At 69.6% G+C, this 15,323-nt stretch carries 17 protein-coding genes; 7 read left to right on the top strand and 10 right to left on the bottom strand.

Annotation, left to right across the window (positions count from 1 at the left end; translation table 11 throughout):
* Positions 1–201 precede the first annotated feature (201 nt).
* Both eccD and mycP read left to right on the top strand, forming a co-directional pair.
* Complete coding sequence (gene eccD / locus ABD289_RS00995; RefSeq protein WP_344125408.1) at positions 202–1,644, top strand: type VII secretion integral membrane protein EccD; 1,443 nt, start codon at positions 202–204, stop codon at positions 1,642–1,644.
* Positions 1,645–1,656: 12 nt separating this feature from the next.
* Positions 1,657–3,024, top strand: coding sequence for a type VII secretion-associated serine protease mycosin (mycP, locus tag ABD289_RS00990; protein WP_344125406.1), 1,368 nt, complete (start codon positions 1,657–1,659; stop codon positions 3,022–3,024).
* Between the two features lie 94 nt (positions 3,025–3,118).
* Here mycP and ABD289_RS00985 read toward each other — a convergent pair whose 3' ends face one another.
* Both ABD289_RS00985 and eccE read right to left on the bottom strand, forming a co-directional pair.
* Positions 3,119–3,850, bottom strand: a complete 732-nt coding sequence (locus tag ABD289_RS00985) for a hypothetical protein (RefSeq protein WP_344125404.1) — start codon at positions 3,848–3,850, stop codon at positions 3,119–3,121.
* Positions 3,847–5,151, bottom strand: a complete 1,305-nt coding sequence (gene eccE / locus ABD289_RS00980; RefSeq protein ID WP_344125402.1) for a type VII secretion protein EccE — start codon at positions 5,149–5,151, stop codon at positions 3,847–3,849. The genes ABD289_RS00985 and eccE overlap by 4 nt, the downstream gene beginning before the upstream one ends.
* A 164-nt stretch (positions 5,152–5,315) precedes the next feature.
* Here eccE and eccB point away from each other — a divergent pair, with 164 nt between their 5' ends.
* The 3 genes from eccB (at position 5,316) to ABD289_RS00965 (ending at position 8,405) form a co-directional block, all read left to right on the top strand.
* Positions 5,316–6,893, top strand: a complete 1,578-nt coding sequence (gene eccB / locus ABD289_RS00975; RefSeq protein ID WP_344125399.1) for a type VII secretion protein EccB — start codon at positions 5,316–5,318, stop codon at positions 6,891–6,893.
* Positions 6,894–7,014: 121 nt separating this feature from the next.
* Positions 7,015–7,314 (top strand): WXG100 family type VII secretion target, encoded by a 300-nt coding sequence (locus ABD289_RS00970; RefSeq protein ID WP_344125398.1) that lies wholly within the window; start codon positions 7,015–7,017, stop codon positions 7,312–7,314.
* Positions 7,315–7,319: 5 nt separating this feature from the next.
* Positions 7,320–8,405 (top strand): WXG100 family type VII secretion target, encoded by a 1,086-nt coding sequence (locus ABD289_RS00965; RefSeq protein ID WP_344125396.1) that lies wholly within the window; start codon positions 7,320–7,322, stop codon positions 8,403–8,405.
* Between the two features lie 277 nt (positions 8,406–8,682).
* Here ABD289_RS00965 and truA read toward each other — a convergent pair whose 3' ends face one another.
* The 8 genes from truA to infA all read right to left on the bottom strand — a co-directional run bounded on the left by truA (position 8,683) and on the right by infA (position 13,396).
* The gene (gene truA / locus ABD289_RS00960; RefSeq protein ID WP_344125394.1) at positions 8,683–9,561 is read right to left on the bottom strand and encodes a tRNA pseudouridine(38-40) synthase TruA; all 879 of its coding nucleotides are present in this window, start codon (positions 9,559–9,561) and stop codon (positions 8,683–8,685) included.
* Positions 9,562–9,578: 17 nt separating this feature from the next.
* Complete coding sequence (gene rplQ / locus ABD289_RS00955) at positions 9,579–10,115, bottom strand: 50S ribosomal protein L17 (RefSeq protein ID WP_344125392.1); 537 nt, start codon at positions 10,113–10,115, stop codon at positions 9,579–9,581.
* A gap of 50 nt (positions 10,116–10,165) precedes the next feature.
* Positions 10,166–11,257 (bottom strand): DNA-directed RNA polymerase subunit alpha, encoded by a 1,092-nt coding sequence (locus tag ABD289_RS00950; RefSeq protein WP_344125390.1) that lies wholly within the window; start codon positions 11,255–11,257, stop codon positions 10,166–10,168.
* Between the two features lie 142 nt (positions 11,258–11,399).
* Positions 11,400–12,005, bottom strand: coding sequence for a 30S ribosomal protein S4 (gene rpsD, locus ABD289_RS00945; RefSeq protein ID WP_344125388.1), 606 nt, complete (start codon positions 12,003–12,005; stop codon positions 11,400–11,402).
* A gap of 26 nt (positions 12,006–12,031) precedes the next feature.
* Entirely contained in the window at positions 12,032–12,436 is a 405-nt protein-coding gene (gene rpsK / locus ABD289_RS00940) for a 30S ribosomal protein S11 (protein WP_344125386.1), read from the bottom strand.
* A 21-nt stretch (positions 12,437–12,457) separates the two neighbouring features.
* A complete protein-coding gene (gene rpsM, locus ABD289_RS00935) occupies positions 12,458–12,838 on the bottom strand; it encodes a 30S ribosomal protein S13 (protein WP_344125384.1) in 381 nt (126 codons plus the stop codon).
* Positions 12,839–13,006: 168 nt separating this feature from the next.
* Positions 13,007–13,120, bottom strand: coding sequence for a 50S ribosomal protein L36 (gene rpmJ, locus ABD289_RS00930; RefSeq protein WP_093414693.1), 114 nt, complete (start codon positions 13,118–13,120; stop codon positions 13,007–13,009).
* Positions 13,121–13,174: 54 nt separating this feature from the next.
* Positions 13,175–13,396 (bottom strand): translation initiation factor IF-1, encoded by a 222-nt coding sequence (gene infA, locus ABD289_RS00925; protein ID WP_009948665.1) that lies wholly within the window; start codon positions 13,394–13,396, stop codon positions 13,175–13,177.
* Between the two features lie 432 nt (positions 13,397–13,828).
* Here infA and ABD289_RS00920 point away from each other — a divergent pair, with 432 nt between their 5' ends.
* Together ABD289_RS00920 and ABD289_RS00915 are read left to right on the top strand one after the other, a co-directional pair.
* Complete coding sequence (locus ABD289_RS00920; RefSeq protein ID WP_344125380.1) at positions 13,829–14,470, top strand: class I SAM-dependent methyltransferase; 642 nt, start codon at positions 13,829–13,831, stop codon at positions 14,468–14,470.
* A 167-nt stretch (positions 14,471–14,637) separates the two neighbouring features.
* Positions 14,638–15,234: a class I SAM-dependent methyltransferase gene (locus ABD289_RS00915; protein WP_344125378.1), complete on the top strand. Its 597-nt coding sequence runs from the start codon at positions 14,638–14,640 to the stop codon at positions 15,232–15,234.
* Positions 15,235–15,323 lie beyond the last annotated feature (89 nt).

Raw genomic sequence — 15,323 nt, 5'->3', positions numbered from 1 at the left:
GGGGTGCCGCACGACGTGACCAACCAGATACGAAGTAGTTGGCACGAGTTCCACCAAACCCGTCACCTGTCGACGGTCGGTGTGGCCATACTAGGGGCGCTCTTCGATCGGGCGGGTGGGTTTCGACGAGAAAACCGGTCTTGGTTGGATCGAGCCCGCGACAAGTGAAAGCACATGACTTTGAGGAAGTAGGGGGCCCAAGTGGCGACCGGGACCACGGTGTTCAGCCGCGTGACGGTGGTGGCGCCTCAAACGCGTATCGACTTGGCGCTACCTTCCGACGTATCGGTGGCCGACCTGCTGCCGATGCTGCTGGAACACGCGCGCGAGCAGTCGCCCGACGGCGGTTCGCGGCACGGCGGCTGGGTCCTGGCGCAGCTGGGCGAGAGCCAGCCGCTCGACCCGAGCCAGTCGCTGTCCGCGCAGGGCGTCGTCGACGGCGACATGCTGCAGCTGCGCCGCCGCTCCGACGATCCGCCGCCGCCGCTCTACGACGACGTGGTCGACGCGCTCGCCGAGGCCGAGCCAGGCAGCTACCGGCCGTGGACCAAGGAGACGGCGGCCAAGGTCGGCCACGTGGCCGGCGCGCTGGCGATGATCGCCGCCGCGGCGGCCATCGGCCTCGCCGGGCCCGCCGGGCTGCTGCACCCGCAGGACGTGCAGGGCACCACCGCTGTTGCGTATCAGCTCATCGCCGCGGTGACCACGCTGGTCGTAGCCATCTTCGCCACCGGCGTGGGCTCGATCGTCACCCGCGCCTACGCCGCGCCGACCACCGGAACCGTGATCGCCGCGGCGGGCGGGTTGCCGATGGCCTTCGTCGGCGGCTTCAACATCGTGCCCGGCAACAGCCTCGAACCGCGGTTGCTGCTGGGCAGCGCCCTGGTCCTGATCTTCGCCTCGATCGCGATCATGGTGATCGGCGCCGGGATCGTCACCTTCATCGCCGCGGCCACCGCCGGAGCCTTCGGCACGCTGGCCTTCATCGTCGCCACCCTCGTCCCGCACGCCGATGCCACCGGGGTCGCGGCGGGCGCCGCTGCCGTGGCGCTGGCCGGGATCTCGCTGCTGCCGCGGATCACCATCCAGCTGGCCCGGCTGCCGCTGCCGCACGTGCCCGGCAGCTCGGAGGACCTCAAGGAGGACAGCGGATTCCCGGACTACCGGGAGATCGAGAAGCAGACCGGGCTGGCGCACCAGTACATGACCGGCCTGATCATCGGCTGCGGGCTGGTCGCCGCGCTGGGCGCGATGACCGCGGCGGCGGCCAGCCACATCTGGGGCTCCGCGTTCGCCGTGGTGGTGGCCGCCGTGCTGCTGCTGCGCGGGCGCAACTACGCCAACGGCAGTCAGGCGCTGGCGCTGCTGTTCAGCGGCCTGCTGGCCTCCGGCGGGATCGCGATGGGGCTGCTCTACCAGGTGGCCGACAACCCGATGGCCGTCGCGTGGGTGTTCCCGCCGCTGCTGGTCCTGGGCATGCTGGCGATCATCTTCGGGGTAGTGTTCCCGAACCGCCGGTTCTCGCCGGTGCAGCGGCGGATGGTCGACATCCTCGAGGCAGTGCTGATCGCCCTCGTGCTGCCGCTGGCCCTGGCCGCGATGGACCTCTACATGGCCATTCGCGACCTCAACCTCAACTTCTGAGGGGCTGCGTTGATGAGCTTGAAGCGTGTGGGGGCGCTGGGCGCCGCGGTGGGCGTCCTCGCCCTCAGCGGGCCCGCGACCCCGGCGTTGGCCCAGACCGAGGGCCCGCCCAGGCTGGACCCGTCGCAGCAGGCCGGGAGCTCCCTGGATCCGATGAACTTCCCGCAGCAGCAGGCCTGCATGGGCAGCAGCAGCGGCGGGACGATCGAGGAGAAGCCCTGGAGCCAGCAGGTCCTCGGCGTCGACCGGATCCACGCGCAGGGCCTCACCGGTGCGGGCACGAAGGCCGCCGTGATCGACACGGGTGTCAACCACCACCCGCGGCTGCCCAACCTCGAGGACGGCCCGACCAGCATTCACGACGACCGCGGCTCGGAGGACTGCGACGGGCACGGCACGATCGTCGCCGGCATCATCGGCGCGCAGCCCGACCCGACCGGCCAGGACGCCTACGTGGGGATGGCACCGGACGCGCAGATCCTGTCCATCCGGCAGACCTCCAGCCTGTTCAAGGACAACGAGACCAACCAGACCGTCGGAAACACCAAGACGATGGCCCAGGCCATCAACCACGCGGTGGCCAGCGGCGCGAACGTCATCAACATCTCGCAATCGTCCTGCCAGACGATCGCCCAGGCCTCGAACTTCCAGGACAGCGGCAACCAGATGCTGCACAACGCGGTCATCAACGCGTACAACGCGGGTGTCGTGGTCGTCGCGGCGGCGGGCAACGTCGGCGGGCAGTGCCAGAAGAACGCCACCGGCGACCCGACCACGGCAGTGCTGCCCGCGTGGTTCGACGAGTACGTGCTGACCGTGTCCTCGACCAACAGGCAGGGCGCGCCGTCCGAGTTCGACGTCCCCGGCCCGTGGGTGGACGTGGCCGCTCCCGGTGAGGGCCTGATCGCCCTGGACCCGGGCGTAGCGGGCGAAGGACTGGCCAGCCAGGTCGCCGAGGGCGAGAACGGCCAGATGGGCCCGATCCAGGGCACCAGCTTCGCCGCACCGTACGTCTCCGGGCTGGCGCTGCTGGTTCAGCAGAAGCACCCGGAGCTGGACGCCGGCGAGGTCATGGAGCGGATCAAGACCACCGCCCTGCACCCCGGCGGCGCCAACGGCAAGAACGACATCGTCGGGTACGGCATGATCGACCCGCAGGCCGCCCTGTCCGACGTGGTGCCCGCCGAGCACGGCAAGGCGCCGCCGCCCAAGGGGGAGACCCACCTCGCTGCCGACGCGCTGCAGCAGAAGGACCTCCCGGCCATCATCGTCGCGATCGGCGGAGCGGGTGCGGGAATCGCGGCGATCATCTTCACCGCGTTCCTGATCAACGCGGTCCGGAGCGTCCGAGCGAGGACCCGAGGTTCCGGCGAGGACTGAGCACCGCGCACACGGGAAATCCCCCTCATGCGAAATGCCCCGGCGAAACATCCGTTTCGCCGGGGCATTTCGCGATTTCGCGGTGCTGCGCGGGTCAGTCGCCCCGGCGGATCGGGCCGAGGATCTCCTTCTCCTGCTGGTTGGTCACCAGCCTGATCATCGCCCAGGTCATGTTGCCCAGCGCGATCACCTGGTCGTCCTGCAGCTGGGTCAGCGGCTGCACCTGGTGGTTGCGCAGCGACCAGATCCGCTGCGCCAGCTGAGCCTGGTTCAGCGGCAGGCGCTGCAACAGCACCAGGTCCGCGGTGTTGGCCGCGTTGCCGCTGCTGACCTGCGGGTGCAGGTACGGCAGCACGTACATCGTGGTCTGCCAGGCCGCGCGCGGCGGGAACAGCTCCTGCGGAACCGCGCCGCCGTCGTGGATCACCAGCAGCGGGGTGTCCTCGGAGGAGCGCGGGAGGTCGAACGGAGCCAGGCGGCGGATCTGCACCAGCGGAACGGGCTTGCCGTCCGGGGTCTCACCGGCCGCGCGCTCCAGGACCTTCCAGGCGGCCGGCCGACCGGTAGCGATGATCACCCAAGCACCCGTGGCCATCGCGCGCAGCGCGAGCTGCCGGGCCAGGTAGAGGCCGCCGACGGTCACCATCCTGGTCGGCAGGTTGCGCAGCAGCGACGCCGCCTGCGCCTCGCCCTGCGGATCGGACCCGATGATCACGCCGCCGCGATCGCCGGACGGACTGACCGCGTCCAGCGTCTCCGGAGTTACCAGGAATTCCGGTGCGACGCCCTGGTTTCCGGGCACGTCGATGGTCCTGCTTCGGCTCATGCCGCACCTCCGAGCGGCATGGTCGCCGCCAAACCTGCCAGCTGCGAACCGCGCAGCGGCGTGAGCGTCAGCCCGAGACGGTTGCTGATGGCCTTCAACCGGGCGTCGGCCGTGTCGAGCTCGTTGGGCGTGCGGGCGCTGACCCGCACCAGGCCGCGCAGACCGACCTCGCCGTCCTCGCCGACCGGCGAAACGGACAGCGCGATGCTGGTGGACAGCGCGCGAATACCCGTCAACGCGTTGAGGCTGTTGTTCATCTGGTTCGGCCACGAGGTGATCGCGTAGCTGGAGTGGCCGACCTGTCCGGCCGTCACGCCCTCCCAGCGCTCCTTCAACGCCACCGGGCGCTGCGTGCCGAGCACGCCGTGCAGCTCGGCCGAGGAGATCCCCGCCTGCAGCAGCTCGTCCGGATCCAGCGGGCGGGTGGTGATCCCCTGCTGCTCCAGCGCGTTGCGCACGCGCGAGAGCGCACCCAGCAGCGCGCGCTGCGCGCCCAGCACGCCGCCACCGCGCTCGCCGATGGCCTTGGCGCAGCGCTGCGGATCCAGCCGGACCGCGATCCAGGTGGTGCGACGGGCCGCCGCGGGCAGCCTGCCGAGCACCTCCATGTAGGAGTTCAGCGCGGGCGAATTCGACGGCAGCGAAGCACTTCCCGGGTAGCAGTGCCAGATCGGCTGGATCGCGTCCAGCACCACACCGCGGTCTTCCAGGCAGGGCACCAGCACGCCCAGCGGCAGGTTCGGCGCGTTGTCCACCGGACTGAGCAACGAGGGAGTCGGCTCGACCATCAGCACCGCGGTCCACTTGCCGTTGTGCCAGGACATCCCGACCGGGCTGCGATCGTGATCCTGGGTGCGGGCGATGACCAGGTCCTCGACGACCAGCCGCAACAGCGCGACCCGGTGGTTCTCCTCCGGGCCGATGATGCCGTCGCCGTCCTTGTCCTCCGCGGGCTCGGCGGCGTCCACGTTGGCCGGCTCGGAGACCCGCGTGTGGTTGCGGCCGCGGTAGTCCAGCACCTGGCCGAACCACTGGGTGAACCAGCGACCGCGCCGCCGCAGCAGCGCGATGATCAGCGCCACCCCGGCGACGCTCGCCGCAGCGGGCCACAACGCCTGGTTCCACGCGAAGATGCCCAGGCCGATCGCCAGACCGACCTCGATGAGCACGATGTTGGCCGCCGGGATGCCACCGAGCGTCACGCCGTTGATCCGCCTGCGTCGCGCGCGAATTCGCGTGCGGGGCGGATTGGCGGGCCCGGGAGAACTCGGCTGGGCCGGATGTTGTGTGGGCACGGACATCCGTTCGGTCTCTCCCCCTCGCAGGTTAAGTGCGGCGCAGAACGATCCGGGTGCTAGCCGCGTGAAGAGAATACTGACCGAGTCCGTCGAACCGCACCCATTCCGCATAACTCAGCGACTATCCTGCGAGACCGTACCTCGGACGGGAGAGCTGTAGGCGAAGAATGGCATCAACACCCACAACGAAGTCACAGGTCCAGGCCTATCGGTTCGTACTTCGCCGCATGGAGTCGGCGCTGGTGCGCAAGGACGCCGTGATGCTCCACGACCCGATGGGCTCGCACAAGCGGGCCACCGGCGCGGGAGCGGCTCTGGCCGTCATCGGCGTGATCGGGTTCCTGGTCTGGGGCCTGTTCGGCGGCAAGGGCACGGTTCCCGAACCCGGCAACATCGCCATCGCGAAGGAGAGCGGCAGCGTGTTCGTCGTCACCTCCGACGACCGCGCGCAGAAGCGGCTGATCCCGATGCTGAACATGGCCTCGGCGAAGCTGCTGGTCATGGCCCAGGGCGGCCAGCAGGGCAGCGGCGCGGTGCCGACCACCACGGTCAAGGAGGCCGCGCTCGGGGACTTCCCGCGCGGACCGGTGACCGGCATGGTCAACGCCCCCACCTACCTGCCCAGCGCGGACAACCAGGCCGAACCGTCGTGGGCGATCTGCGACGTCGGCGACGTGGCCAACGTCAGCTCCTCGCGCGTCGAGGAGGCGACCGAGGTCAAGACCACGGTCATCGGCGGTGACGGGCAGCACGGCACCGAACTCGCGCCGAACCGGTCGCTGTTCGTCGAGGACCAGACCACCGGTGACGAGTACCTCATCTACCGGGTCGAGCAACTCAGCGGAAACCGGGAGCACACCCACGCGGTGAAGTCCAAGATCTCCGATGACGAGGAGACCGTGCGCGACATCTTCGGTCTCAACAGCGCCACGCCGCGCACCATCACCACCAACATGCTCAACGCCATCCCGAGCGTGCCGGACCTGGAGGTCCCGGACATCGACGGCGCCCAGCTCGACTACATGTCGCGCTACCAGGCCGGCGACGTGGTCAAGCGCAGCGTGCCGGGCGAGGACGCGGAGTACTTCGCGCTGATGCCCAGCGGCAAGCAGAAGATCAACGCCGGCGCGGCCGCGGTCCTGCACGCGTCCAAGCAGAGCAGCCGCGAGATCCCCAACGCGACCGGTGCCATCACCGACGCACCGAACGCCGACGAGAGCGACCGGATCGACCTCTCGCACTTCCCGGTGGAGGTGCCCAAGCCGACGACCTTCCAGCAGGCCGACACGTCCTGCTTGAGCTGGAAGAACGTCAACGGCGCGCAGAACATCACGGTGACCCTCAACCAGGGCAGCCCGGCCGCGAAGCCCGCCGTGCAGCTGGCGCAGGCCGACGGGACCGGCCCGAAGGTCGACTACTACTACGCCCCGGCGGGCAAGTCAGCGGTCGTGCGCGGCACGTCCAACGAGGCCGGGGCCGAGAGCGGCCCGATCTTCCTGGTTTCCGACCAGGGCGTGCAGTACGGCATCAAGGACGCGGCCACCGCGCAGGGACTCGGCGTGGTCAACAACGCCCGCGAGATCGAGGCGGGACCGTCCTGGCTGATGCGCACGCTGCCGGGCGGTGACTTCCTCGACCCGGCGAACGCCAGCATGACCTACGACTCGGTGCCAGTCGGCCCGGGCGGGGTCAATCGGCCGCCGCAGGACGACGCGCAGCAGTCCGGAGCCGCCGCGGGCAGCTGATTCGCCCGCCCGAGGCGGAACCGCACCGCCTGCTTCGCACGTCCGAGGAACGAGCGAACCGCCCGCAGCCGGGGTTGGCTGCGGGCGGTTCTTTTTCCGGACGACCTGGGAGGTGCTGGCGATGCCGGGAATCCGGGTGGACGTCGACGTGCTCTCGACCTGCGCGCGGCAGGTGCGCGCGGCCGGCGAGGAGATCACCGAGACCACCGATCACGACCTGCGGCTCGACCCGACGGCGTTCGGCGAGCTCGGGCACGGCGCTGCCGAGGCGTACGCGCGGCTGTGCTCGGAGCTGCTGGGCAGGCGCGAGCGCGCGGCCGAAGCACTGACCGAGGCCGGGGACGGGCTGCGCGCGGTCGTCGACGCCTACACCGGTGGCGATGACGACGGTGCCGGTCAGCTCCGCGGACAGGAGCGGTGAGGACGATGCGGGAGCACGCCGAACTCACCGAGGAACTCGGCTACCTCGCGCGGGTGGCCGACGAGCTGGAAGTACCGCACGCCATCCCCGCCGACGCCGCCGGGCTCCTCGGAAGGCAGCAGGATCTGCGCAACGCTGCCGAGGCGTGGCGCGAGCTCGCCGAGACCGTGGAGCGCTCCTCGGGCGCGGCCACCGGCAAGCTCGGGGACGTCGACGCGGCCTGGGAGGGCGCGGGCGCGGACGCCTTCCTCGCGCACGTGCGCGAGGTCGGCCTGGCGGGCAACGAGCTCACCGACACGATGCGCGCGCTCGCCGAGGCGTTGGAGCACACGGCCGAAGCGCTGCGCGTGCAGAGCCGCGATCTGCGGGAACTCGTGGCCGACGCGGCCGACGAGGTGCGCGAGGCGATGCCCGGAGCACCGGAGCGGGCCCGCAGGAAGCTGATCGATCTCGGCGAACCGGTCGCGGAGATCCTGGAGGCCGTCGCGGATTCCTACCGCGCCCTCACCCACCGCTGCGGCGATCTCAGCGCCGACCGGGAGAACCCGCGGCGCTTCGAAGCCCCGGCCGCCCCGCACCCGGAAGCCGCGGCCGCGCCGAGCGGTTCCCCGGCGAACGCGTCGTCCTCGTCGGACTCCAGAACCCCGAGCGAACCGGAAACACCGGGTGCCGCACCGGATCCCGGCCAACCGTCCGCACTGGCCCCCGGCGCGACGACGTCATCCGCCGAACCACCGGAGGACGAGCCCGCCGCGAGCGCGGCGGGCGGCGTCGCCGGGGCCGCGGTCGGAGCCGCGGGAGCCGGCGTGGCGAGCGGCATGATGCCCATGGGCATGATGGGCGGAATGAGCGCGATGCTGGGCCGTCAGGGCGGCCGTTCGCAGGAGCGCACCAACGATTCCCGCATCAAGAACGGCCCCGAGGAGCTCTTCGGAACCCCACCGGACGCCGCGCCCGCGGTGTTCGGCGAACCCGAGGAGGAACCGGAGCAGGCCGAACCGGGTGCGGCGAGGCAGCTCGACGTGCCCTCCACCCCGCAGCCCGGAGAACCGAAGCCCTCGATCGCGGAGACGCTGAACCCGAAGAACTGACGGGTCCCCTCATCACGCGGTGCCAGCCGCACGCGGTGCGGGAACTCAACCGGCACCGGACGCCGTGGACCCAAGGATCAGGGAGCCTCAGCGGTGTGCGGCGGGAGCCGCTGTTCGCGGTGCCGGACTCAACCGTTACCGCCGCAGGTCCTGACGCGTCGTGCGGCTGCGGGATCCGCTCCTTGAGCAGCGGCCTGCGCGGCGTCGCGGCCGTCCTCGCCGCACGACGCGTCAGGTGCCGCCATCCGCGCCGCCACGCAACTCCGAGCTGAGGAGCTCAGGACAGGTCGCGGACGGCCCTGGCCTGCTCGGCCCTGGCCGCGAGCTGCTCCGGCGGCGGGTAGTCGATCGCCGCCAGGGACAGGCCGTGCGGCGGGGCGACCGCCGAGGTGCGGACCTCGGAGTCGAGGACCTCGTGCGGCCAGCCGGTCCGGCGGCGACCGTCGCCAACCATCAGCAGGGTGCCCACCAGGCTCCGGACCATCGAGTGGCAGAAGGCGTCCGCCATGACCTCGGCCACGACCAGGTGCTCCTCGACCCGGGTCCAGGTGAACGACTGCAGCTCCCGGATCGTCGTGGCGCCCTCCCGCGGCTTGCAGTACGCCGCGAAGTCGTGCAGCCCCAGCAACTCCCGGGCCGCCGCGTTCAACGCGTCCACGTCCAGCGGCCGGTTCCAGGCGAGGGTGTCGCGCCTGCGCAGCGGATCGACGCCCCACGGGGCATCGGAGACCTGGTAGCGATAGTGCCTGCGCATCGCCGAGAAGCGGGCGTCGAATCCCGCCGGGGCCTTCTCCGCCTTCCGGACGCGAACGTCCGGCGGCAGGATCCGGTTCCATCGGTGGGCCATCCGGTCCAGGTCGGGGATGCCGTCGGCGTCCACCGGCAGGCGGCTCGACGCGGCATCGACGGGTTCCACGTCGAAGTGCACGACCTGGCCATCGGCGTGCACGCCGGAATCCGTGCGACCGGCGACCACGACCGAACGCGGCACTCGCTCGCCGGGCGGTTGCTTGGCCAGCGCGTCCTCGAGCAGGCCCTGGACCGTGCGCTGGCCGGGTTGCTTGGCCCAGCCCGCGAAGTCCGTGCCGTCGTAGGAGAGCTCGGCGCGAACGCGAACGAGCCCGCCCTCCCCAGCGGGAGCGGCGGGCTCGTTCATGACTTCACCAGCCAAGATCAGGACTCGTCGTCCTTCTTCTCGGCAGCGGTCTCCTCCGCGGCGGTGTCCTCCGCGGTCGCCTCGGCGGCCTCGGTGGTCTCCTCCGCGGCCTCGGTGGTCTCCTCCGCGGCCTCGGCCTTCGGCTCGTCCTTGGCGAACTTGGTACCGCGAGCGGCCTCGGCCTCGGAGGTGGCGGTCTTCTCCGCCACCAGCGCGAGAACGGCCATCTTCGCGTTGTCACCCTTGCGCGGCATCGTCTTCACGATGCGGGTGTAACCGCCGTTGCGGTCGGCGAAGAACGGACCGATCTCCTCGAAGAGCTTGTGCACGACGTCCTTGTCGCGGATGGTCTTCATGACCTCGCGACGGTTGTGCAGGTCGCCCTTCTTGGCCTTGGTGATCAGCCGCTCGGCGATCGGCCGCAGCCGCTTCGCCTTCGCCTCGGTGGTGGTGATCCGACCGTGCTCGAACAGCGAGGTGGCCAGGTTGGCCAGGATCAGCCGCTCGTGCGACGGGGACCCGCCGAGACGCGGACCCTTGGTCGGGGTGGGCATCGGTTGCTCCTCTCAAGGGCGCGCCGGTGAACCCCGGACGCGCAACACAGCTAAAGCTGCTCTGTCTCCGCGTAGTCCTGACCGTCGTCGAAGCCGGTGTCCTCGACGGCACCGAACGACCCCAGGGTGGTCTCCTCTTCGTCCTCATCGGAGGACCAGCCCTCGGACGGGTACTCGGCCGCCGCGGCCGACGGGTCGAACCCGGGCGGGCTGTCCTTGAGGGCGAGCCCCAGCCCGGCCAGCTTCATCTTGACCTCGTCGATGGACTTCGCACCGAAGTTGCGAATGTCCAGCAGGTCGGCCTCGCTCCGCGAAACCAGCTCGCCGACGGTGTGAATGCCCTCCCGCTTGAGGCAGTTGTAGGAGCGCACCGTCAGGTCGAGGTCCTCGATCGGCATCGCGTAGGCCGCGATGGTGTCGGCCTCCGCAGGCGACGGGCCGATCTCGATGCCCTCGGCATCGATGTTGAGCTCGCGGGCGAGCCCGAACAGCTCGACGAGGGTCCGGCCGGCCGACGCCACCGCATCGCGCGGGGTGATGGACGGCTTGGTCTCGACGTCGAGGACCAGCTTGTCGAAGTCGGTGCGCTGCTCGACACGAGTCGCCTCGACCTTGTAGGTCACCTTCAGGACCGGCGAGTAGATCGAGTCGACCGGGATCCGGCCGATCTCGGCACCGGCCTGCTTGTTCTGCATCGCAGGGACGTAGCCACGACCACGCTCGACGACGAGCTCGATCTCCAGCTTGCCCTTCGCGTTCAGCGTGGCGATGTGCAGATCGGGGTTGTGCACGGTGACACCGGCCGGCGGCACGATGTCCGCCGCGGTGACCTCACCCGGGCCCTGCTTGCGCAGGTACATCGTGACCGGCTCGTCCTCCTCGGAGGACACGACCAGTTCCTTGATGTTGAGGATGACGTCGGTGACGTCCTCCTTCACACCCTGGATCGTGGTGAACTCGTGCAGCACACCGTCGATGCGCAGGCTGGTGACCGCCGCCCCCGGGATGGAGGAGAGCAGGGTACGACGCAGCGAGTTGCCGAGGGTGTAACCGAAACCCGGCTCCAGCGGTTCGATGACGAACCGGGAGCGAGTCTCCGACACCGCCTCCTCGGACAGCGTGGGTCGCTGGGAGATGAGCACTTCGTAATCCTTTCCTCACGGCGACCGCCATATGACGCCGATGGAATGGCATGCCCGCTTCGCGCGGGCCGGTGGCGGATTCCTGCACCGCCACCGTGGGCTGCGACCGCCGGCGACCGCATCGGGCCGCCGGCGGAACGCGTCACTTCGAGTAGAGCTCGACGATGAGCTGCTCGGTGACCGGGGTGTCGATCTGCGCGCGCTCCGGGAGCTGGTGCACCAGGATCCGCAGGTTCGAGGGCACGACCTGGAGCCACGCCGGAACCGGGCGCTCGCCCAGGGTTTCCTTCGCGATCAGGAACGGCGTCATGGCCAGCGACTTCGGCTTGACGTCGATGATGTCCCACTTCGAGACCTGGAAGCTGGGGACGTTCACGCGCTTGCCGTTGACCGTGAAGTGGCCGTGGCTGACCAGCTGACGCGCCATCCGGCGGGTGCGGGCCAGACCGGCGCGGTACACGACGTTGTCCAGCCGGCTCTCCAGCAGCTGCAGCAGGTTCTCACCCGTCTTGCCGGAGCGGCGGTTGGCTTCCTCGTAGTACGCGCGGAACTGACGCTCGAGCACGCCGTAGGTGTACCGGGCCTTCTGCTTCTCCTGGAGCTGCAGCAGGTACTCGGTTTCCTTGATGCGCGCGCGACCGTGCTGCCCCGGCGGGTACGGACGACGCTCGAAGGCCTGGTCGCCACCGACAAGGTCAACCTTGAGGCGGCGGGACTTGCGGGTCGCGGGACCGGTGTAACGAGCCATTGGTGTTGTCTACTCCTTCCCGCGGCTCAGACCCGACGACGCTTCGGCGGGCGGCAACCGTTGTGCGGCTGCGGGGTGACGTCCTGGATGGTGCCCACCTCGAGGCCTGCGGCCTGCAGCGAGCGGATCGCCGTCTCGCGGCCCGAACCCGGGCCCTTCACGAAGACGTCGACCTTCTTCATGCCGTGCTCCGCGGCCTTGCGGGCCGCGTTCTCGGCGGCCATCTGCGCGGCGAACGGGGTGGACTTGCGAGAGCCCTTGAACCCGACGTGGCCGGCCGATGCCCAGCTGATCGCCGCACCCGTGGGGTCGGTGATCGAAACGATCGTGTTGTTGAACGTGCTCTTGATGTGAGCCTGCCCGTGGGCAACGTTCTTCTTTTCCTTGCGCCGCACCTTCTTCACGGCGCCGGCGCGAGCCTTGGGTGGCATGCAGGTGTCTCCTAGTGAGGCTTACTTCCGTCCGGCCTTCTTCTTGCCGGCGACCGTCTTCTTCGGCCCCTTGCGGGTACGGGCGTTGGTCTTGGTCCGCTGCCCGTTCAACGGCAGGTGCTTGCGGTGCCGCAGGCCGTCGTAGCAGCCGATTTCGATCTTCCGGCGGATGTCGGCCTGAACCTCACGGCGGAGGTCACCTTCAACCCGGTAGTTCTCCTCGATGTAGTCACGCAGCGTGGTGATCTGATCGTCATCGAGGTCGCGCGGCTTCAGGTCGGGCGAGATCCCGGTGCCGGAGAGAATCTCCTTGGCCCGGGTCTTGCCGACCCCGAAGATGTAGGTGAGCGCGATCTCCATGCGCTTTTCGCGCGGGAGGTCGACTCCAACGAGCCGTGCCATGTCGGCTCCTTCTCCTTCACTCGGTCCAGGTCTGCTCCCGCACCGCCCCCGCACGTGACGTGCGGAGCCCCGGCCTGGCCCAGGGGTCTCACCGGTTCACTTCCGAACCGGCAGGCTGCGGGAGTTCTTCACTTTGTTGTGAGCTTGCCGCGACCTAAGTGGTCCGCGTCAGCCCTGGCGCTGCTTGTGCCGGGCGTTGTCGCAGATCACCAGGACTCGTCCGTGACGACGAATGACCTGGCACTTGTCGCAGATCTTCTTCACACTTGGTTGGACCTTCACGGTCGTGCTCTCCTGCTCGGACGCGTGTCCGGGTCGCCCCGGACACCGTGGAGGTCACTTGTAGCGGTAGACGATGCGCCCACGGGAAAGGTCGTACGGCGAGAGCTCCACCACGACCCGGTCCTCGGGCAGGATGCGGATGTAGTGCTGACGCATCTTGCCACTGATGTGTGCGAGGACCTTGTGGCCGTTTTCCAACTCGACGCGGAACATCGCGTTGGGAAGCGGCTCGATCACTCGACCCTCGACCTCAATGGCCCCGTCCTTCTTGCCCATGTCCTCCGCGTTTCGTGACGGTGACGGTTTGCGGGACCTCGCGATCCCTGACGCGACCACCGGAAGCCCCGGCGGCCACGACCGGCACACGCGCGGCCCGGATCGAAATACCGATGTTCGTCCGCAACGGATAGGCTGAAGAAAGCCACCCGGACGGAGCGCGCAGGCACAACGAACCGGCGCCACTCGTGCGCCGATAGTTCATCGTACGCGCCGCCGAATTACCACTCCACATCGGGGCAGCTCAAGTGGGCTACAGGCACTTCCTGCCGATGATTCGACCGCGTTCGGTTCGTCTGGATCGGTACCTATGCGCACCCTGAGAGCCGCCCCGGCACGGCTTGCGGAGGCATTCGCACCCTCATTAAGTTCGATCAGACGCTCGACAGCGCGGTCGAGGACGTTCACACCGGGGACTAAGCGAGGAGCAGCGTGACACGTTCCACCGCATCGCGGCTCGCGGCGGCTGCCCAGAGCGCCGTGGGCAGGCTCGACGAGTACCGCACGTTTCTGCACAGCGCGCTGCAACACCCGCGCGAGGTCGGCGCCGCCACGCCGACCACCGCGGCCGTGGCCGCTACCGTGGGCCAGGTCGTGCCCACCACCGGCTCCCCCGTGGTCGTCGAACTCGGCCCCGGAACCGGTTCGCTGAGCGACGGCATCCGCGCGCGGCTGCCGGAGGGCGCCCGGCACGTGGGCATCGAACTGGGCGGCGAGCTGGTCGAGCACCTGCGCGCGAACAAGCCCTGGCTGGAGGTCGTGCACGGCGACGCAGGAGACCTGCTCGCGCTGCTGGACAAGCTGCGCATCGACCGGCCGGACGCGATCATCAGCAGCATCCCGTGGTCGCTGCTGGCCACCGACGCGCAGGAGCACACCCTGCAGCAGGTCGCCGAGGCGCTGCCGCCGCACGGCGTGTTCACCGCGCTGACCTACCTGCCCGCCGAGCGCAGCGCGGGCGGCAAGCACTTCCGCGGCCTGCTGGAGACCCACTTCGACGAGGTGCTCACGACCACCACCTGGCGGTGCGCCCCGCCGATCCTGCACTACATCTGCCGCAGGCCCCTGACCTGAGCCGCTCCGCTGCCGGGCGCGCACGTGGGCGCTACCGGGGGTTGCCGGGCGCGACTTCCGGGGTAACCCACCCGAAAGCCCTTTTTCACCTGCATCGATGGTGCTTCGCGGGCCGGATCGCGGACCAGTTACGGTCAGCGCGTCCAGACCGAGGGCAGGGAGAAGCCGTGAACAAGCCACAGGAGTACCTGACGTTCATGCACCGGGCGGTGCGCTCGCCGTCCACGGTGGGAGCGGTGCTGCCCACATCGCAGTACGTGGCGGCTGCGGTCGCCGACCTGGTGCCCGCGCAAGAACCCTGCACGGTGCTGGAGCTGGGCCCTGGAACCGGTGCGCTCAGCGGTCCGCTGCATCGCCGGATCGCGGCCGGGTCCCGCCACCTGGCGGTGGAGATCGATCCCGAGCTGGTCGCGTACCTGCGGGAGAGCAAGCCCTGGCTGGAGGTCGTCCAGGGCGATGCACACCACCTGAGCAAGATCCTCGCGGACATCGGCATCGAGCGGGTCGACGCCGTCATCAGCAGCATCCCGTGGACCCTGCTGCCCCCGGACCAGCAACGCACCCTGCTGGCCGAGGCCGCGTCGATCATGTCCGACACCGCGGTGTTCACCACGGTCACGTACCTGACGACGCTGTGGCGGGAGCAGACCCGCGAGTTCATCGGCGCCCTGGAGGACACCTTCGAGGAGGTCCTCCCCCGCAGCGCGGTGTGGCGGAACGTCCCCCCGGCCCGCATCTACGCCTGCAGGCGCCCCAAGCCCTGACAGTTTTGCCTAAAACTGTACGGATGCTTCGAGCACCGGGCCGTACAGTTTTAGGCAAAACTGTCACCACCGCCGCGCGCTTCCGGCGG

The organism is Saccharopolyspora halophila, assembly GCF_039531955.1.
GTDB classification, from domain to species: domain Bacteria; phylum Actinomycetota; class Actinomycetes; order Mycobacteriales; family Pseudonocardiaceae; genus Saccharopolyspora; species Saccharopolyspora halophila.
The sequence above is the reverse complement of the archived record's forward strand: the minus strand, read 5'-3'. Positions and strand labels throughout refer to the sequence as shown.